Origin of the sequence: Nibricoccus aquaticus (assembly GCF_002310495.1) — a bacterium.
Classification (GTDB): Bacteria; Verrucomicrobiota; Verrucomicrobiia; order Opitutales; family Opitutaceae; genus Nibricoccus; species Nibricoccus aquaticus.
In genome coordinates this window covers 1,642,227-1,662,837 of record NZ_CP023344.1, presented here as the reverse complement: position 1 = coordinate 1,662,837, position 20,611 = coordinate 1,642,227, and the positions used below count along the sequence as shown (strand labels likewise).

Genomic DNA, 20,611 nt, shown 5'->3' with positions numbered 1-20,611 from the left:
GCATAAAAAGAGTTCATGAGTCCTGGCGGACGGATTAACCGCAGGTGGAAATCGACGTCAGCGAGGGTGGTCAGCGCTGGAGGTACTTGGCGATGGCCTGGGAGCGGGAGTTGACGTGGAGCTTTTCGTACACGCGGCGGACGTAGGTATCCACGGTCATGACACTGAGGCTGAGGGACTCGGCGATTTCTTTGTAGAGGTAGCCTTTGGCGAGGAGGTCGAGGACGGTGCGTTCGCGCGGAGAGAGGACTTCGATGTCGGTGCGTTCGGAGACGGCGGATGTCTTGGTGAAGGATTGGACGACCTTGCGGGCGATGGCGCAGCTCATGGGGGAGCCGCCTTGGGAGATTTGTTTAATCGCAGTGAGGAGCTGGGTGCGGCGGGTGCCTTTGAGGAGGTAGCCGGTGGCGCCGGCGGAGAGGGCGGCGAAGATGTGGTCGGCGTCGGCGTACACGGTGAGCATGAGAAACTGCGTGCCGGGGAGCTGGGGTTTGAGGAGGCGGACGCACTCGATGCCGTTAAGGAGGGGGACGTTGATGTCCATGAGGACGACGTCGGGTTTATTTTGCGGGATGTGTTCGAGGGCGGACTCGGTGTCGGGGTGTTCGCTGACGAACTCGAGCTGGTCGCTTTGCTGGATCAGGTCTTTGAGGATCTGGCGGGTGGGTTCATCGTCATCGACGATCGAGACTCGGAGTTTCATGGCGTGATGGAGGCGTGGGAGAGGCGGGCGGTGAGGGTGACGAGGGTGCCGCGCGGTTCGGCGGCGGAGAGGGCGAGGGAGCCTCCGATGGACTCCATGCGGGAGCGCATGTTTTTGAGGCCGTTGCGGCGGGAAGGGGTTTCGGTGGTGGTGAGAAGGCCGATGCCGTTGTCGGTGATGGTGAGGGTGAGATCGTCGCCGCGGACATCGAGTTCTATGACGACGTCGGTGGCGCGGGCATGTTTCACGATATTGTTGAGCGACTCTTTGCAGGTGAGAAAAAGATGGTGGCGAAATTGGGCGGTGATGACGCGGGCGGGGAGCGTCTCAGGAATGAGGACACGGCAGCGGAGGCCGGCGTCGGAGAGGTAGCTCTGGGCGAATTCGACGATGTAGTTGGCGACGCTTTCGAGGTCGTCGTTCTTGGGGTTCACGGCCCAGACGATTTCGTCCATGGACTGGGTGAGGTCGCTGACGGTGCGGTAGATTTTATCGAGCTGGGCCTCGCCCTCGTTTTTTTGGGCGGACTGGGTGAGGAGGCTGATGCGGGTGAGGCCGGCGCCGAGGTCGTCGTGGATGTTTTTGGCGATGCGGGCGCGTTCCTGTTCGAGGGCGGAATCGCGTTCGAGGCGGAGGAGTTTGTTGTGCAGACGGCGGTGGGACCAGCGGCGGACGGCGAAGATGATGGCGGCGACGACGAGCGCAGTGGCGGCGAGGTAGAACCACAGTGTCTGCCACCAGGCAGCCGCGACGGTGAAGGCGAGGGTGGAGCGGGACTCGCTGCCGGGGAGACCGGCGATGCGGGCGGAGACTTCGAAGGTGTATTTGCCGGGGGGCAGGCGGGGGTATTCGGCGAGGCTGCCGGTATCGGCCTCGGTCCAGTTGTCGTCGAAGCCGGTGAGGCGGTGGCGGACCTGGACGCGGCCGGGAGTGGCGAGGCAGAGGGCGGAGTAGCGGATGGAGACGAGGCGTGGACGGGGCGGGAGGCGGGGCGTGCGCGAGGAGTCGAGCTGGAGGCCGTCGCTGGCCAGAGAGTGAATCTCGGTGCGCAGGGAGGTGCGGGCGGCGCGGACTTTGGCGGGGTCGATGGCGACGACGCCCTGGCGTGTGGTGAACAGGAGGATGCCGGCGGAGGTTTTCCAGACGGCGGGCTGGTGGGTGCTCAGGCAGGTGGCTTCGTCGAGTCCGTCGTCGAGGCCGATGGGTGACGGCTGGAGGCGGTCGATACGGCCGGCGAGGCGGTCATCAATCTCGCGGATGTCGAGGCGGGAGATGCCGGTGGGTGAGCCGAGCCAGAGGTCGCCGGTGTCGTCGGAGACGATCTGGGTGATGTTATCGGAGAGGAGGCCATCGCGAGTAGAGAGGGCGCGGGCGCCTTGCGCATCCAAGCGGACGATACCGCCGCGGCTGGTGCCGATCCAGGCGGTGCCGGCGCGGTCGAAGTGGATAGATTGGATGGCGCCGGCGATGGCGAGCGCGGAGGCGGGTACGGGGAGGAATTTTTCGCCATCGAGACGGTGGAGGGAGCCGTCTTCGGAGCCGGTCCACAGGCGGCCGTGAGCGTCTTCGGCGAAGGTGCCGACGCGGGACGGGGAGAGGCCGTCGGCGTGGGTGAAGAGTTTGACGGCGTTGTTGCGGAGGTGGCCGATGGCGCCGCGGGGGAGGGCGAACCAGAGGTCGCCGTCGCGGGTGGCGAAGAGGACGCGGGGGGCGTTTTCGCCGGTGAGGCGTTCATCGTTGATGGTGTGTTTGATGCCGGCGCCGGTGATGAAGTGGATGCCGTAGGGGGTGCTGGCCCAGACGCGGCCGCCTTTGGCGGGGGCGACGGAGAGGGCGCTGAAGTTTTCCCATTCGCGGGGGCGGGCGACGATGGTGGCGCGGTTTTGGGGGGTGAGGGCGGAGACGCCGCCGTCGCGGTTGGCGAACCAGATGCGTCCGTCGGGATCTTCGCAGACGGCGAGGCTGTGGTTTTCGAGGAGGCCGTTGGCGCGGTTGAAGGTGGCGATGGTGCCGGGGGAGACACGGAGGAGGCCGGAGCCGTTGGTGCCGGCCCAGATGTTGCCGTGGGTGTCTTCGAGGAGGGCGGAGATGTCTTCGGGGACCTGGATGAGGCGGACGGTTTCGCCGTCGGGCGTCCAGCGGCGGAGGCCGCGGGAGCGTGTGCCGAGCCAGAGGGTGCCGGTGGAATCTTCGAGGAGGGCCTGGAGGAAGTGGGCGCCGGTGCTTGTATTAACTTTGTCGATATGGGTGACGGCGTCGTCCTTGAATTTGGTGAGGTGTTCGTCGGCGACGATCCAGGGGCCGTCGGTGCGGGAGGAGGCGATGCGGAGACGCTCTTTGCCGGAGCCGATGGGGACGCGGAGGATCGCACCGTTTTCGTAGCGGGCGAGGAAGGTGCCGCCGGCGAGCCAGACGCGGCCGGCACCGTCACGGGCGAACTGGATGGGATCGTCGGGACTGAGGCCGTGGGTGGTGTCGAAGACGAGGTGGGTGTTGCCTTCGACGCGGAGGGCGATGCCACCTTGGAAGCCGATCCAGTAGGCACGTTCGTTTTCACGGAAGACGGATTCGACGGGCGTTTGGGCTAGGGCGGGCGGGAGGTTTTGAGGGATGAGTTCGTTGCCGGTGAGACGGGCGATGCCACCGGAGCGGGGGGCGATGAGGAGGTCGTCGTTCGCGGGGGCCTTGGCGAGCGCAGTGGGGCCGCGCTCGAGCGGGAGGGAGGGGGTGAAGTTTTTGCCGTCGAAGCGGACGAGGCCGGCGGGGGTGCCGATGTAGAGGTAGCCGTCGTGGCTCTGGCCGAGGCTGGTGATTTCGTTGCTGGGGAGGCCGTCGCGCTGGGTCCATACGCGCCAGGAGAAATCGGGGATGATTTTTTGCTGCGCGAGGGCGGCGGTGGCGGCGAGGAGGAGAAGCGCGAGGGCGGCTGGGCGGAAAAATGAGAGGGTGCGCGGCATGGACGTTGGCAGACGCGTGACGGGAGACGCGCGTAAGAAGTGAGGTGGGGGAAGGTTAATGCAAGTGCCGGGGGCGGTGGAAGCCCGGGGGGCTGGATGTGGCGGCGGGGAGTGTCCCGAGTTCTAGTTACAAGACGGGGCGGGGTGGGTTTGTTAGTGTGCGTGAGGCCCGTGTCGCGCCAGTGGCGGCGGGCGTTTTCTCCCCTGCATCCCTCACACCCAGCCTCTCAGCCAATTCCGGCAAGGAACGGGCGGGCGTACGCACTGTGCGCGCAGGGAGGCAGCCCGTCTGCACACCGGGTATGCCTCCTGGCGGGCGCGCGCGCGGAGGGAGCGGACGTATCCGTGCGTCCAGTATGCCGTCATGGGCGCTGGCGGGGGAGCGTGTCGTGAGCGTGCGTGTGGTTTTGGAATCGCCGGAGCAGGTGACGCGGGCGGCGGCTGGAGGTGGCGCGGGCAAGCGGGTGCGGTTGATCGATGTCGCGCGGGAGGCGGGGGTGGCGGCGGGGACGGTTTCGCGGGTGCTCAATTTGCGGCGGGATGTGGGGGCGGAGCTGGTGCGGCGGGTGATGGATGCGGTGCGGATGACGGGGTATGTCCACAGCGGGCGGGTGCGGGTGGGCGCGGGCGGGCGGAAGGCGGAGAAGGCGGGCGGGGATGTGGGGGTGTTGTTTTTTGGGGGAGGAGAGGACGCGCTGGGGCGGGCGGATGCGTTGGGGATGTTGCAGGGGATCGAGCGGGAGCTGGCGTTGAAGGGACACAGTCTGGTGGTGGGGCGGGTGTCGCGGGAAATGCTGGTGCCGCATTTTTTGACGAGGCGGCGCGTGGACGGGCTGTTGTTGATCAATCTGGGTTTCGACAGGCATGAGCCGCGCTGGTTGAAGGAGGCGTATGCGAGCGTGCGGGCGTTTCCGCATGTGTGGCTGAAGGCGCGGCCGGCGGTGGCACGGGGGGATCTGTGCGGGCCGGATGTGAGGCGGGCGGGGTTTCTGGCGGCGGATTATCTGGCTGAACGCGGGCACCGGCGCGTGGGATTTTTTTGCGCGGGGGCGGGGCTGGGCGATGCGGGGTCGTTGCGTGCGGCGTTTTCGGCGGGGGCGCGGGTGAATGCGATGGAGTCGTCGTTGCTGGATTTGGTATTCGCGGATGCGGCGGATGGGCCGGCGGTGGATGCGGAGCGGTTGTACGAGTTTTTCCTGGAGGTGGAGGAGGGGCTGAGGCCGACGGCTTTGTTGGTGCCGTCGTACGATGTGGCCGCGCAGTTTTCGGGGTTGCTGGCGCGCGCGGGTATGCGGGTGGGGTTGCTTACGTGCATGCCGGAGCGGGTGGTGGAGCCGGGGGGGCGGCTGACGATGATCGATCTGCGTTTCGATGCGCTGTGCGGGCGGGCGGTGGAGCAGTTGCTGATGCGGATGCGCAATCCGGTCGAGGATGGGGACTGGTTGAATCTGTCGGTCGAGCCGGTGGTGATCGAGCGGGGGTCGGTGGGGCGGGTGGGGTGAGGGGGGAATCAGCGCCAGGTTTCAGGAGAGCGGTTGAATGAGGCGTGTAGAAAAGAAAAAGCCGGGCCCGTGATGGGCCCGGCTTTGAACGGTTCGATAATTGAGCGAGGGTTAGAAGGACAGGGTGGCGCCTGCGGCAATCTGTACGCCTTGTTCGGTGAATTGGCGGTAGGTCGCCCATTCAGGCATGACGCCGATGGAATCAATCGTGCGGACCTGTTTTTTGCTCTCCAGGATGCGATTACCGGAGACGAAGAACTTCAGGTACTTGTTGAGGATGTAGTTGGCCTGAAGTGACACCGTCGCGGGGTTATAGTTGGGATTAAAGGTGGCGACGTTAAAGGCCGTCGTTCCCATGTCGGGCAGATTGGCGCTGATGGAGCCGCTGTTCTGCGTGGGGTCCTGCTCCACGTAGGTGAATTTGGACTGAATGGAAAAGCGGCTTCGGCTGTAAGAAAGGCCGCCCGTGTATTTGGCACGGACAGGATCCTGCCTGATATATCCGCGGATGGAGTTGTTTTCGGTGCGAGCGACGGTGGGGCGCCGGGTGTAAGAGGCGAAGAAGTCGATGCCGCTGGCCCAGGCTCCGACGAATCCGAGGTTTTGAGTCACCTCGAGTTCGAAGCCCTTGCGAATGGCTTTTTCACCGGTGGAGGCGATCGTCTGGATCTCGTAATTATAGTACTCGGTTGGGTCCAAGCCGAGGGCGGACATGAATGTGCCGTACTCGGAGTCGTCGTTGTTGATGATCTCGGTGCGCCACGCTTTTTCCACGTACTTGTGGTAGTAGGAAATAGAGTAGCGGCCGTATTTGGCATAGTATGCGAGCTTGCCGTTGAACGAGTGATTCACCTCGGGCTGATTCTTGGAGTTACCCACGGTGACGCGGCCTTGGAGCACTTCGTCGGGAGCGCCATCGTACCAGTCGGCGTTCTGCGAAATGGTGAACGAGCCTCCGTTCAGAATACCATTCGTGCCATCCAAGTCGGGCATGCGGGTTTCTTTCGAGTAGGCGACTTGGAGCTTCAGACTGTCGGTGATGTTGTAGGCCACTTGGAGCTGGGGTTGGAACGGCTGGGTGCGCGCGGTGTTGATGTCGCGAGTGTAGCGCGTGAGCTGGGCCAGCAGCATGTTGGCGCCGTTGCCTTCCGAGCCGGTGCCGGGGTAGCGCCAGATGCCATTTTGATCGAGAGCCTTGTTCGCATTGGGGTTGGCGACATCGGCGGCTGGCGAGGCGTAACCCAGCGCGAGCGCGTTGGGCAGATAAGCGACTCCGGCTGCGGCCATGCGTGAGCGCAGGGCGGTATCGTTGAGGACAGCATAGCGACTGTTCATGCTCGGGGTGGTGTACCCGGTGTTGAGGCCGCCATCGAACCGGACGCCCTTGGTGTAGATGCTGTCGGTGTAGATGGAGCCGTCGGCCATGCGCACGAAGGGAGCGCGGGGGTCGTTGAAGACGTTGTAGCCGTTGACTTCTTTGCGCGACTGGCGGCCGCCGGTGACCACGGTGAGGCGATTATTGAAGAAGCTGGCGGTGAGCATGCCGTACCAGTCTTTGTCGGTGGTGGTGACGCCTTTTTTCGTGCCGACGCGGGCGAGGTAGTTGCCGATATTGCGGTCAACATTTCCGCCGCCGCCATCGAGGACGGCATCTCTGCGGAAGGTGTCGCTGAAGTAGTCGGGGCGCTGTTTGTAGATTTCGAAGAGTTTGTAGGTATCGACCCATTGCTGGTCGTTCGTGTAACCGTACTTGGCTTCGGTGGTGAACTCGGAGGCAACCGAGGCGGCCGGGATGGAGGGCCCGATGTAGGTCATTTTGTACGTGTCGCCACGGCCCCAGCGGCGATTGCTTTGTTCGCGTTGGTTGACGCCAGCTTTGATCGTGACGGGGAAGGGGAGAAAATCCAATTCGCGGGAGACGTCTAACTTGTAGTCACGCTTGAGGTCGCGGCTGGAGTTTTGGCTGGAACGGATTTCCGCATCGGAGCCGATGCCGCCCCATTTGGAGATGTCCTGGTAGTTGATCGGGTTGCCGCTGGCGTCCCAGACGAGGATCTGGCCGACCTTGCCGTCGGTGATGCCTTCCCAGCTCATGCGGGCGACACTGAGGCGCGCATCGAGTGTGGAGAAGTGGCCGTTCTGAGTGTCGGGAAGCGTGTGGTACGACTCGGAGGCGGATGCCTTGAGGTCCACTTTCCACGGGCCTTTTTTGTAGGCGACGCTGAGATTGGCCTGGGTGGTGAAGCCTTCTTTGTCGCGGGCATCGACGGTTTGATCGACGCTGTGCGGGGTGTTGGGGCGGCTGCGCACGAAGCCATTGCCCCAGTCGGAGACATCGCGGCCGTTATTGCTGAACTGCCATTGGGTGCGGCGAATGACGGCTTTGCTCTCCTGCTGGGAGTAGGTGCCGCCCGCGCGGATTTCCAATGAGGGGAAGGGACGCCAGTCTGCGCGAATGGAGCCTGACTGGCGGTCTTCGACCCACTGCTGGTCGCGGAGCTCGTAACGGAAGGCGAGCGGGTTATCGAGCCGGATGCCGCCGAGGGCATTCGTGGTCGGGGTGGCGACACCGCCTACGGTGGTCGAATTCGCCGTGTAGCGATAGTCGCGCAGGTTGCCCGTGCGGTACATCGTGTATTTGGGATCGTTGGACGCGGACAGTGAGAGGCCGAAGGTGTTGGAGATCGGTATGGTCGCAGACAGGCGCACGCTGGTGCGGGTCTTGAACATCGGGCCATCGGGGCCGGGTTCTTTCTTGAAGACGTTTGGCTCGTTGGTGTTTCCGATGAGCGTGGTGGTGATGTCGTAGCTTGGTTTTCTGGCTTCAAAGGCGCCGCGGGTGATCAAGTTGATCGAGCCGCCGGGAGCGTTTTGCGGCATGTCGGGTGTGGCCACCTTGATGATTTCGAGGCGGCTCGCGTTGTTCACTGAGAGGCCGTCGAGCTGGACTGCGCGGGTGAGGGAGCCGGCGCCGCTGGCGATGGGCATGCCGTCGATGGTGATGTCGGTATCGCTGCCGCCAAATCCGCGGACGCCGACGGTCGTGGCGTTGGTGGGGTTGCTGGTGTCTTGCGCGCCGCCTTCGCTGATGTCGACGCCTGGAAGGTAGCGGACGAACTCACCGACGTTGCCGTCGGCGACGTAGCCGAGGGAATCCAGGGCGACGACGGATTTGATATTGTTCGAGACGCGTTCCTCGTTAACCGCGAGTTCCTGGGCGTTACGGTAGCGGGCTGCTTCGATGACAAAAGTGTCGAGTGTGACGGCTTCGCCGTCGGTGCCCGCGTTGAAGTTGGCGTCGATCCGGGCCGTGCCGCCCTGATCCACTTTCACCGATTTCACGATGTTGTCCTGGCCGGTGTAGCTGATGACGATTTTGTTCTCTCCCGCCGGGACGTTGCGGAGGAAGTAGGTGCCACTGTCGTCTGTGAACGCCTGGATCGAGGTTCCCTCGACGGTGACGCGGGCGTTGGTGAGGTAGGTGCCGCTGTTCACATTGAAGACGCGGCCGGTGATGGTGCCGGTGGCGTTTTCCTGGGCGTGGAGCGGGGCGATGGGGGTGGCGAGAGCGATGGCAGAGCACGCTGCCAGGCGGAGGACGGGGGTTGCGGGGAGGGCGGCTAGCGAGACGGCTTTCAGTCGCTGGAGGTGGCGTAGGAGCGCCGCTCCTGGCTGACGGGCGGGATGGTGGTGCATGCGGGTTTACTTGGTTTGTGTTGAGGGCGGCGCACCGAAATGGCTTCGCGGCCCAACCGCACCGGACGGCCGCTGTGCAGGGCGGCTGTGCGATGAATGCTGAGGGGCGAAGGCTTCGGGACCGTGGGGGCTGTGTGGACTTACAGCAGGGGTAGTCTTGCTGCGGGGCGGCGGAGACTATCGGGTAAGGCCGCGGCGGTCATGTCCCGTAAACTCGGGGTGAGGGCGGGCGGACGCGCTGACGGAGGCGAGGCGCGAGCGTGGGAGAGGAGTCGATCGGGCGTGCGAGGCGAACGGCGGCGACGAAGCGCCGCCCTCCAAGGAGGCGTTGTTTCCCCAGCAGCGCCGAGGGATAGCAGCGGCCAGGTGTTTTCAGAAAAGGCCGGGCGCTGGGGATGGACGCCGGGGATCGTGACGAGCGTGGACGACACGGAGGTCGTCCCTCCAGGATGCGTCCCTGACATCACTGGAGCGAACGGCTCCAGCGATGTCAGGTGCTGACGAGGAGCGATCAGCGCGCGTGGCGGCGGGTGATCGCGCGGGCTGCGCAGAGGAGGGCGAGGGCGCCGAGGAACCAGGTGGAGGGGGAGCCGCCACCGCCGCCGCCGTTGACCTGGAGCTGGAGGTTGGCGGGGGTGACGGGGATGGCGTTGAGGGTGATCGCAAGCGGACGGCTGACCACGGTGTCGCCGGTGCTCATCGTGATGGCGACGGTGTAGGTGCCGACATCACTCTCGCCGGCGGAGGCGATGTTGTGGGTGGCAAAGGTGGCACCGGTGATGGCGATGTTGTTCTTGCGCCACTGATACGTCGCAGGCGTGAAGCCGCTGGCGACTGCGTTGAGCGCGAGTGCGGTGCCGGGGGTCACGGGCGCGCCGGGGCCGGTGATGGTCGCGGTGCCAGTCGCATCGTCGGTGTAGTTGGCGCCGGTGTTGTTGCCGGCGTGGGCGGTGACGACGGTCACAACGTCGGAGACGGGCAGCGCTTCGTAGGAATACGACGGCGTGAAGACCTGATCGAGATCGGCGTAGGGTGCGGTGCCGGTCGTGGCGGTGTAGGTGTTACCGATGGCGAGGATGCGGCCGATGGGCAGCGCGGTGTTCACGTGGCGGCGGGTGATCGGGCTGGCGACGCCGGTGTACACGTTGCGCTCGCTCAGGAGCTGAGACTGATCGAGTGCCTCGGTGCCGGTCGTGTTACCGGTGGCGTTGAACACGTTGTTGTAGAGGTGAACCTGGCCGTAGGTCGCGGCGGGCATGTTTTGCACGATGCCGGCGCTCCAGAGATTGTGATGGAGGGAAACGCGGATCGGCGCGGTCTCGGTGGTGCTGCCGATGACGGTGCCGGAGCCGGTGGTCACCGCGCCTAGAGTGTTGTAGAACTCGCTCCAGGAAACCGTCACGTTGTCCGAGCCAGTCGATATCTTGAGCGCGTGGTTGGCGGCGTCGAAGAACGAGCAGTGGGTGATGAAGACACCGCGCGCGCCAGCGAGGGTGACGGCGTTGTTGGTGTCGGTGAGGCCGGTGAGCGAGGCGGCGGGGTTGGTGAGGTTGAGGCCGCGGATGATGACGTTGTTCACGCCGGTGCCGAGGTTGAGGTTGCCGACGAGAGTGGCGCTGGCGTCGGCGCCCTGGAGGGTCTTGTTGGACTTCACGGCGACCGGAGTCGTGCCCAGGTTCAGGATACCGACGACGGTGATGACCTTCATGTCGGTGGATTCGGCGTGGGTGCGGAAGTCGGCGGCTGTCGTGACCACGACCGCCTGCGAGCCGGTGCCCGCGCCGCCGGTGACGGAAACAGCGAAGCCGTCGGGAGCGGGTGCGGGGTAGTTGGTGATGATCTGGGAGATCACCTGGTCGGCGCTGGCCGCGTTGTAGTTAGAGTCCCCCGACTGGGTGGCCCGCACCGTGATCGGATTAAGACCGCTGGCCGTGAGCGCGGCTCCGGAAATCGTGGCCGGGCCGCTGAGGACGGAGAAGGTCACGGGCAGTCCGGTGCTGGCGGTTGCCGTCAGCGTAGTGGGCACGCCCAGAGTGACGAAGGAGGGCGCGGTGAATGAGATGGTCTGGGTGGATTTGCCGATGACCAGTGTGCCGCTGGCGGTGCCGGTGCGGGTAGCGTCGTTGATGGTCGCGACGACGGCGTAGCTGCCGGCGTTGGTCGGAGCGGTGGCGGAGCCGTCGTACGTGAACGTGACGGCGAGGCCGGAGGGTGTGGTCGTGGCGGTGGCGGATTTCGCCGTGGTGTCGTAGGTATGCGCGAGGCCGCCGAGGGTGACGGTGGCGGGAATCTTGTTCACGATCACCGTGGCGACGTTGCTCGTGGTGACGTTACCGGCGAGGTCGGTGAGGCGGACAGTGTAGACACCTTCGAAGCCGGTCAGCGTGATGTTTGAGTGGGCGAGCGAGGCGGTCGTCGAGCCAGTGCGGCCCGTCGAATCGGTAAGCGTACCGGCGTTGCGCGACCACTGATAGGCGATCGTCGTGGCATCGTTTGCTGCGACGGTGAGCGTGAAGGAATTGCCGATGATGTACGTGCCGCCGGCGGGTTGCGTGGTGATCGCTGGCGCGGTGGTGTCGATGGTGACGGGGAAGTCGGAGGAGACGGCGCTGGTGTTGCCGGCGGTGTCGCTGGCGAAGGCGGTGAAGAGGTAGGTGCCGTTGGGGATGGTGATGGCGGTGTAGTCGAAGACCCAGGCGCCGCTGCCGTTGGCGGTGGTGGTGCCGATCACGCCGAGACCGCTGCGCGAGAGGGTGACGGTGGCATTGGCCTCGGCGGTGCCGCCGAAGACGAGCGTGTTGTCGCTGGTGATGCCATCGGTCGCGCTGGCGCCGGTGTCGTTGCTCATCGTGGTGATGACGGGGGCGGACGGCGTGGCGGTATCGATCTCCACGAGGAAAGCGGCGGAGAGGACGCTGGTGTTGCCAGCGATGTCGGTGGTGGTCGCGGTGAAGGTGTGCGTGCCGGCGGCGAGCGTGGTGGCGGTGTAGTCGAAGGACCAGATGCCGGAGCCGTTCACGGTGGCGGTGCCGATCTGGGCGGCGTTGCGGAAGACGGTGATCGTTTCGTTTGCGATGCCGGTGCCGGAGAGGATCAGCGTGGTGTCGCTGGTGATACGGTCGGTGGCGCTGGCGCCGGTGTCGTTCGTGATCGCGGTGAGCGCGGGAGCGGCCGAGGCGGTGGTGTCGATGGTGACACTCAGCGCACTCGATGCTGCGCCGGTGTTACCAGCGGAGTCGGTGGCTTTGGCGGTGATGCTGTATGTGCCTTGGGCGAGAGCGGTGCCGAGAGCGAGCGTCCAGTTGCCGGAGCCGTTGGCGGTGGCGGTGCCGAGGGAGGTGGTGCCGCCGCGGAGGAGTTCAACCGTGCTGTTCGCTTCGGCGGTGCCGGTGAAGGTGGGCGTGGTGACACTCGTGATGTTGTCGGTGTTGGAGCTGCCGGAGTCGCTCGCGGTGGCGAGGTCGGGCGCTGAAGGCGCGACGGGGGCGACGGTATCGACCGTGGCGGTGGCGGTGGCGGCGACGGAGATATTACCCGAGGTATCGAGGGCAAAGAGGGCGTAGTAGTAGGTGCCGTCGGCGAGGCCGGTTTGCTGATAGGTCGTGCTCGTGAGGCCGGAAGCGATCGCGGTGCCGTCGGTCACGGATGTGGGATAGGCCGTGGTGGAGCGGCGGAGTGTGATCGAGGCGAAGTCGCCGGCGGTGGGATTGGTCCAGTTGAGGGAAATGCTGCTGGCGCTGGCGACTGCGGCAAAGGCTGCCGGAGCACTAGGGGGCTGGGTGTCGATGGTGTAGTTATTGGAGTCGGTCGTGCCGGTGCCGGTGTTGCCGGCGGGGTCGGTGACGCCGGTGTTGGCGAGGGTGATGACGTTGGAGGAGTCTTCGACGCCGGCGGTGGGCGTGAAGGTGGCGGTCCAGGTGATGCCGCCGTCGGAGGAGGCGACGTTGGAGAGGGTGCCGTTGGCGAGGGTGAGATCGTTATTGGCGAAGTTGTTCACCGCTTCGGAGAATGTGAAGGTGACGAGGGACGTTTCGCCGGTGGTGAGCGCGTTGTCGGCGACGACGATGCCGGCGGTGGGGCGGATGCCGTCGATGACGAGGGCTTTTTGTACGGCGAGGGATGAGGCGTGGCCGATGGCCGGAAGCGTGAGGAAGGCGGCGAGGCTGTTGGAGGTGCCTTGGATGATGCCGCCGTTGAGCACGAGTGCGCCGGTGCTGGCGTAGTCGAGGTCGGCGGTGAGGTCGCCGCTTTGGACGGTGTAGTTAAAGGTGAGGGAGTTCGAGCCGCTGCCGGAGGCGTAGAGGGCGTTGCGATCGGTGGCACCGGTTTCGAGGAGAATGGCGGGGGTGCCGCCGGTGGCGTTGACGTCCACCGAGGCGCTGAAGCTGACTTCGACTTTAACGATGTCGCCGATTTTGTAGGTGGCGTTGGCGGAGGAGGAGGTGACGCCGGTGACGAAGGGATTGGTGGCGTAGGTGTAGAGCTCGCCGCTGGTGTAGGGCAGGCTGGTGAGGTCGTTGCCGACGAGGTCTTTGACACGGCCAACGTCGAGGAGGAGAGTGCGGCCGGAGCCTGCGTCTGCGGCGAAGAGACGGCCGGCATTGTCAACGGCGAGGGCGGTGATGTAGCCGAGCCCGGAGCTGGCGATAGTGGTGACCGTGGTGCCGTCGGCGGAAATGCGGATCACTGAAGAGGTGTTGAGCTCCGCCATGTAGAGGTTATCGGAGGCATCGCAGGCGAGTCCGTAGGCAATGCCCGCGGATGAGGCGAAGACGCTGGTGACGCCGGAGGGAGATATTTTGACGATGTTTTCGGTGGCGAAATCTGAAACGTAGAGATTGCCGGTGGAGTCGATGGCGAGGCCGTAGGGAGCACCCAATCCCGAGGCGAAGACACTGGTGACACCGGCGGGGGTTACCTTGATCACGGCGTTGTCGTTGGCATCGGTGACGTAAAGGTTGTCAGCGGCGTCACAGACGACGGCGTACGGATAGTTGAAGCCAGAGGCCAGCGTGGAGACGACTCCGCCGGGCGTGATTTTTTTCAACGTAGAGTCCCATTGATCGACCAGGTAGAGATTACCCGCGCTGTCGAAGGTCGAGCCGGTGAAGCCGCCGGACAGCGTCACGAAGAGGGTGGTGCTTTCGAGGCCGTTCACACGGTGGATTTCGCCGGTATTGGCATCCGTGATGTAGAGTTCGTCCGCGCTGTTGAAGGCGAGGGTCTGCGTATTGACGCTGGAAAGGTAGTTGGTCGGGGTCGTGCCGGGTGGGACTTGCGAGGTGGCGCCCGATACCAGATCGAGGCGGAAGTCGCCGGTGCCGGAGGAGAGAGTCACGGTCACGTCGTACACGGAAGGGCCGCCGGTGAGGGCGGTGACGGAGCCGACGATGGTGCTGCCGTTCAAGGCGGTGACGGCGAACATCCTGGCTTCGAGGTTCTGCACGGCTTTGGAGAAGGTGACTTCGTAGACGACCGTGGAGGAGGAGGTGATCTGGGTCGCGGGGGTCTTGCGGAGGATGGAGGTTACGAGCGGGGCGATGGTGTCGACTTTGACGCCGGTGGTGCTGGCGACGTTGTTCAGTGTGAGGACGGCGTTGTTGCCCGCGGCGTCGCGGAGTGTGGCGCCATTGGCGACGATGGCCGAGCCCACGGTGACACCGTCGAGATCGAGGTGGCCCGAGGCGACAGTGTAGCGGAAAACGACAGTGGTGCCGCCGGAGCCGTTGAGGCAGGGGGCGGAGATGGTGCCGCCGGTATTCAGGGTGATGGGGAGGTAGGGCGTGCCGCCGGTGGTGTCGATGGTGAGGCCTTCGCTGAAGATGACGGTGAAATCGAGCGCGGAGCCTACGCTGGAAATGCTGTCGGCTGGAGCTGTGACGCTGGAGACGACGGGGGCGGTGGTATCGGTGACCGTGAGGGTCGTGGTGACGGCGATGGTGGGGGTGGGATCGCCGGGCATGCCGCCGTACTCGACGACGTAGCCGGTGATGCTGGGCACGCTGTCGGGATAGTCGTTCCATGAGCCGCCGACGAAGAAGTGGGCGTAGTTTTCATGGAGAGCGTTGGCGTCGTTGGGTTCGCCGCCTGGCCAGTTGTTGTAGTAACCGCCGATGGCATTGCCACCGCTGCCGCTCTGACTGGCGTAAACGGATACGTAGCTGGGGCTGAGGGGGTGCGCTTTGTTTTGGGTGAAGAAGTGACGGCCTGCGCCGGAGTTTTCGAGGCCTTCGGGGCCGGTGACCCAGCGCCAGATGCTTTCCTGGGCAGCGTCGGACGCGCCCATCCAGCCCTGGCCGGAGAGCTTGGACGCGATGAAGGTGTTTTCGGCAGTGGTGGTGACGGTGGCGAGGTAGCCTTGCATCCCGTAGAAGGTGCGGCTTTGAGCGGCGGCTTTGGCGGCGGTCCAGGTGATGCCGGTGGAGGCGACGAATTCGTAGTAGTGGCCGTTGGTCCAGAAGATGGAGGCGGTGCCGAGGCTGAAGGTGATGGCGCGTGCGCCGAGCGTGGTGTTCCAGTCGGTGGCGAAGGTGACGGTGCGCAGGAGGGCCTGCCACTGGGCGGCGGTCGCGGAGCCCGTGAAGGTGAGCACGCCGGTGCTGGAGTTGTAGGAGCCGGTCACGCCGCCGGGGAGGAAGGCGGCGTTGAAGGCGAGGACGTCGCCCGGGGCTTTGTTATCGATGGAGACGAGGGCGCCGTTGATGGAGCCGCCGCCGATCGTGAGAGCGCCATCGACGATGACGGGGGTGTTGGTGTTTTGCACCGATGGTGCGCCGCCGCCGGTGGCGATGGTGGGCGTGCTGAACGGGGTGACGGCATTGCTGGCGGACGAGGCGGCGCTGTTGCCGGCGGAGTTTTCCGCGGTGACGGTGAAGGTGTAGCTGACGCCGTTGGTGAGTCCGTTGACGGTGAGGGGCGAGGCGGTGCCGGAGACGGTCAGATTACCGGGGCTGGAGGTGACGTTGTAGCTGAAGATGGCTGAGCCGCCGTTACTGACGGGAGCGGTGAAGGAGATCGTGGCCTGAGTATCGCCAGCGACGGCGCTGACGCCGGTGGGCGCGCCGGGGACGGTGATGATGTTGGAGACGGTGATGCCGTTGCCAGTGAGATCGGCGGTGACGACAGCGGAGTCGGCGCCAGCGGCCCAGTCTTCGGCGGCGGCGAGGTTGTAGGTGATGCTGCCGGTGGAGCTGGTGCCGTTTTTGTTGAGGCGGGAGACGAGGGCGGATTTGTCGGTGCCGTTGACGGTGATGGAGAAGCTGGTGGCGGAGGTGATTTCGACGCTGGTCGTGGTGAGTGTGTAAGCGGTGGAGTCGCCGGAGAGGGTGAGTTTGGAGACGTCGATGTCGTTGGTCGCGCCGGTGCGTTTGAGGAAGCCGGTGCCGGTGACAGTGAGGACGCCGGTGGAGGAGTCGTAGGTGGCGGAGGCGATGGCGGGGGCGGCGACGTTGGAGGCGGTGATGCCGTTGCCGGTGAGGTCGGCGGTGACGACGGCGGAGTCTGCGCCGGCGGCCCAATCTTCGGCAGCGGCGAGGTTGTAGGTGGTCGCGCTGGTGGAGCTGGTGCCGTTTTTGTTCACGATCAGATTCACGGCGGCGCGGTCGGTGGCGCTGAGCGTGAGCGTGAAGGCGGTGGTAGAGGTGGTTTCGACGTTGCCGGTGTCGGTGAGGGTGTAGGTGCTGCCGCCTTCGCCGGTGAGCGTGAATTTGTTGGCGACGATGTCGTTGGTCACGCCGGATGCGGAAAGGAAACCGGTGCCAGTGACGACGAGCGCGCCGGTCGAAGCGTCGTAGGTGGCTGAGGTGATGGCGGGGACGGCGACGTTGGAGACGGTGATGCCGTTACCCGTGAGGTCGGCGGTGTTGCCGCCGGTGATGACGGAGTTCCAGTCGTCGGCTGCGGCGAGATTGTAGGTGGTGCCGCCGGTGGAGCTGGTGCCGTTTTTGTTCACGATCAGGTTCACGCCGGCGAGGTCGGTGCCGTTGAGCGTGACGGAGAAGGCGGTGGCGGAGGTGATTTCGACGCTGGTGGTGGTGAGCGTGTAGGTGGCGCCGCCTTCGCCGGTGAGGGTGAGGGCGGAGACGGTGATGTCGTTGGTGGCGCCGATGGTTTTGACGAGGTTGGTGCCGGTGACGGCGAGGACGCCGGTGGAGGCGTCGTAGGTGGCGGAGGTGATCGTGGGCGCGGCGACGTTGGAGACGGTGACGGCGTTGCCGGTGAGGTCGGCCGCTGAGGTTCTGGAGGCATCCCAGCTGGCGGCGGCGGCGAGATTGTAGGTTGTCGTGTCGACTGCGGAGGTGCCGTTTTTGTTGAGGATGCCGTTGATGTTGCGCTGGTCTGCGGCGTTCAGTGTGACCGTGAAAGATGTGCCGCTGGCGGCGGTGACATTGGCGCTCGTCAAGGTGTAGCTGCCGCCCTGACCGGCGAGTGAAAGTTTGGTGACGTCGATGGTGTCACCGGTGACCATGTTGGCTGCGGTGACGACGAGCGATCCGGTGGAGGCGTCGTAGGTGGCCGAGGTGATGATGGGAAAGGCGTTGGAGACGGTGATGCCGTTGCCAGTGAGGTCGGCGGTGTTGCCGCCGGTGATGACGGAGTTCCAGTCGTCGGCTGCGGCGAGATTGTAGGTGGTGCCGCCGGTGGAGCTGGTGCCGTTTTTGTTGAGCAGGGAGTTAACGCTGGCGATGTCGGCACCGGAAAGCGGGATGGAAAAACTGGTGGCGCTGGCGATCTCGACGTTGCCGGAGGTGGAGAGGGTGCGGGTCCCGCCGCCTTCGCCGGTGAGAGTGAGGGCGGAGACGGTGATGTCGTTGGTCGCGCCGGGGGTTTTGACGAGGTTGGTGCCGATGACGGCGAGGACGCCGGTGGAGGCGTCGTAGGTGGCGGAGGTGATCGTGGGCGAGGTGACGTTGGAGACGGTGACGCCGTTGCCGGTGAGATCGGCCGAGGCGGCGGCGGTGGCGTCCCAGTTGGCGGCGGCGGCGAGGTTGTAGGGGGTGCCGCCGACGGAGGAGGTGCCGTTGTTGTTGAGGAGGCCGTTGATGTTGCGTTTGTCTGCGGCGTTGAGGGCGACGGAGAAGGCGGTGGCGCTGGAGGCGGTGACGTTGGCGGAGGTCAGCGTGTAGGTGTTACCGCCCTGGCCGGTGAGTGAAAGTTTAGTGACGTCGATGGTGCCGCCGTTGGTCATGTTGGCGCCAGTGACGGCGAGAGCGCCGGTGGAGGCGTCGTAGGTGGCGGAGGTGATGGTGGAGGGCAAAACAGCTGTGCTGACCACGATATCGTCGATGTACACCGAGATGTCGGCGGCACCATTCTGGCGAACGATGCGGACTTCATCGACATATTGCCATTGAGAGCCCGACACCGTGACCAGCGTCCCGCCTGACCCGTAAGTCCCCGATGTAAAATCCTGGGTCGCGCCCGAAACAGCGCTGCCATTGAGATAACCGACCAGTCTGTAATTGCTGCCTGCGGAATACCCGGTCTCCACTCGAATCGAGTTGAATGAAAACTCCTCTCCTGTCGTCGCTTTCAACACCGCGGCAGCCTGGGTGCCCGTCGCTACACTGTAACTACCGCCCAGGAGTGCCGCGTTGTCCGAGCCATCATCTGCCAGCGAGGTATCGTTGGAGCGATTGGTGACGTCGATCTGCGTATTAGCGTCCTGGGTTCCCGATGCGTTGAGGACGGTGAAGGTCCAGTCATCGATGGCTCTCGCTAAGCCCGTCGTGCCCAAGCTGTAACCATTGACCAACGTCACGCCGTCGAAGTTTTCACTGGTGGGCGCGGCAGCGTGGATCGCGGCGGGGAGCGCGCAGGCGAAGACGAGCGAGCGGAGAGCGATCATCGGGTTGCGCGAGATGCGGGCGACGAAAGAGGCGATCGAGAGGGTTTTCATGGACGATGAGAATGCGGGCGATGGAAGAGGTGCGGGGTACAGCGTGTCCGGCCTGGACGCGGCGAGGATTTCGGGCGTGCAGTGGCGCGGCGGAAACTGAGTGAGTGATGCTTTCAGGAATTTTCTTCATCGGCGCGGATGAGCGCGGCTGAAGGTAAAACCCTAATCGCGCAGTCGTTTGCGCAGACGCCGCGGGCGGCATCCAGACGGCGGGGTTAAGGCTACCCCGCCCTACCTCAAGGCAACCGACAGTGCGGCGGCGAGGTGGGGACTCCCCGCCTAAAGCGGAAAATGGGGCGCGCGGGGCGCGTCAGGAGGTGGCGGATTTTTTCCGACGGCGGAGTTCCTGGGCTTTGGCGACGGAGAGGAATTCGTAGAAGCCGTGGAGCTTCGCGAAATAGTAGCCGGCGCGGCCGTCGAGGATGCCGAGTTGGAAGAAGTAAACGTAGACGAAGCGGAGCGTCGGACGGAAGGGGAGGCGGCGGACGAATTGCTTGAGCTTCCGTTTGAACTTGGTGCCGCCCATCTGGAGGTGTTGTGCGGCGTGGGCGCCTTCCTGGGTGTCGAGCGCGGCTTCCCAGTTGGAGTAGCGGTTATGTTTTTCGACGAAGACATCGATCGACGGAAACGCGTAGTGATCCATCTCGGACTTGAGGCGGCCGGTCTCGCCCTGGACGACGATGTGTTCGTGGACCTCATTGTCGCCGCTGCCGGTGGCGCCGGCGACGAGGCGTTCGTAGCGGCCGAGCTTGTGCTTAAAGAGGCGGAGGTTCCAGTTGGGGTAGTAGGCGTGTTTCAGCCACTGGCCCATGAACATGAAGCGGCGGTTGATCCAGTATCCGTTTTTCCCATGCCCGTCGGCGGCGATGAGGGCGGCGAATTCGGGGCCGGTCTCGGGCGGGAGGACTTCGTCGGCGTCCACGATGAAAACCCACTCGTGTTTGAAGGGGAGATTTTCGAGAGCCCAGTTTTTCTTCTTGGGCCAGATGCCGTTGAAATCGAATTGGACGACTTTAGCGCCGGTTTTTTCGCAGATGGCCTGGGAGCCGTCGGTGCTGTGGGAATCGACCACAAAAATCTCGTCGGCCCAGGCAAGCGCGGCGAGGCAGCGCGGGAGATTGGACGCCTCGTTTTTGATCGGGATGAGGATGGAGACGGGGACTTTGGCGGTAGTGGTCACGAGGCGAAAAGGTGCGGGCGGGAAGTGGGCGACGTTTTGGTGAATCGCGAAGATGCTAAGACGCGAAGGTCGGAGCGAAGTTTTAGGAAGAGGGAGGAGGGCGGGTGCCGATGGGTTTGGCGGGGTTGCCGGCGACGATGGCTGAGGCAGGGACGTTTTTGGTGAGGACGGCGCAGGCTCCGACGATGGCGCGGTCACCGATGGTCAGGCCGGGGAGGATCATGGCGCGCGCGCCGATGAAGACGTCACGGCCGATGGTGATCGGGCTGGTTTGGAGCGGGAGCGCGGGGGAGGAGAAGTCGTGCGTGCCGGAGCAGAGGTAGGCTTCTTGTGCGATGGTGGCACCTTCACCGATCGTGATCGGGGCGAGGGTGTAGGCGTTGGCGCGGTCGCCGAGGCAGGCGCGGTGGTGCATCGTGAGATTCCACGGGAGCTGGATGCGGGCGCGTTGATGGACGAAGGGCGTGCCGTGGAGTTTGGCGCCGAAGAGGCGGAGGATGAGGAGGCGCCAGGGGTTGAGAGGTTTGGGCGTCCAGGAACAGAACAGCGCCCACACGTAATCCCAGAGCAGCGCGGCGATGCGCTGGCGGAGCGTCCACGGCGAGTCGTACGGCGTGGCTTGCGCGTGGGTTTTGATGGGCTGGGCGGTCATGGCGGCGGTTGGGAAACCACGAA

7 protein-coding genes are annotated in these 20,611 nt (G+C 64.8%); 1 reads left to right on the top strand and 6 read right to left on the bottom strand.

What is annotated here, in order from left to right:
- Positions 1–70: 70 nt before the first annotated feature.
- Both CMV30_RS06925 and CMV30_RS06920 read right to left on the bottom strand, forming a co-directional pair.
- Positions 71–703: a response regulator gene (locus CMV30_RS06925; RefSeq protein WP_096055339.1), complete on the bottom strand. Its 633-nt coding sequence runs from the start codon at positions 701–703 to the stop codon at positions 71–73.
- The gene (locus CMV30_RS06920; RefSeq protein ID WP_096055338.1) at positions 700–3,660 is read right to left on the bottom strand and encodes a sensor histidine kinase; all 2,961 of its coding nucleotides are present in this window, start codon (positions 3,658–3,660) and stop codon (positions 700–702) included. Before CMV30_RS06920 ends, CMV30_RS06925 begins: the two co-directional genes overlap by 4 nt.
- A 356-nt stretch (positions 3,661–4,016) precedes the next feature.
- Here CMV30_RS06920 and CMV30_RS20650 point away from each other — a divergent pair, with 356 nt between their 5' ends.
- On the top strand, positions 4,017–5,162 hold the full coding sequence (locus tag CMV30_RS20650; protein ID WP_175414761.1) for a LacI family DNA-binding transcriptional regulator: 1,146 nt from the start codon (positions 4,017–4,019) through the stop codon (positions 5,160–5,162).
- 111 nt (positions 5,163–5,273) lie between these two features.
- On the opposite strand, the gene CMV30_RS06910 is transcribed toward CMV30_RS20650, so the two are convergent.
- The 4 genes from CMV30_RS06910 to CMV30_RS06890 form a co-directional block, all read right to left on the bottom strand.
- The gene (locus CMV30_RS06910; protein WP_096055336.1) at positions 5,274–8,858 is read right to left on the bottom strand and encodes a TonB-dependent receptor; all 3,585 of its coding nucleotides are present in this window, start codon (positions 8,856–8,858) and stop codon (positions 5,274–5,276) included.
- A 511-nt stretch (positions 8,859–9,369) separates the two neighbouring features.
- Positions 9,370–18,756, bottom strand: coding sequence for an Ig-like domain-containing protein (locus CMV30_RS06905; RefSeq protein WP_138223174.1), 9,387 nt, complete (start codon positions 18,754–18,756; stop codon positions 9,370–9,372).
- 310 nt (positions 18,757–19,066) lie between these two features.
- Entirely contained in the window at positions 19,067–19,936 is an 870-nt protein-coding gene (locus CMV30_RS06895; RefSeq protein WP_096055333.1) for a glycosyltransferase family 2 protein, read from the bottom strand.
- Between the two features lie 82 nt (positions 19,937–20,018).
- The gene (locus CMV30_RS06890; protein WP_096055332.1) at positions 20,019–20,588 is read right to left on the bottom strand and encodes a DapH/DapD/GlmU-related protein; all 570 of its coding nucleotides are present in this window, start codon (positions 20,586–20,588) and stop codon (positions 20,019–20,021) included.
- Positions 20,589–20,611 lie beyond the last annotated feature (23 nt).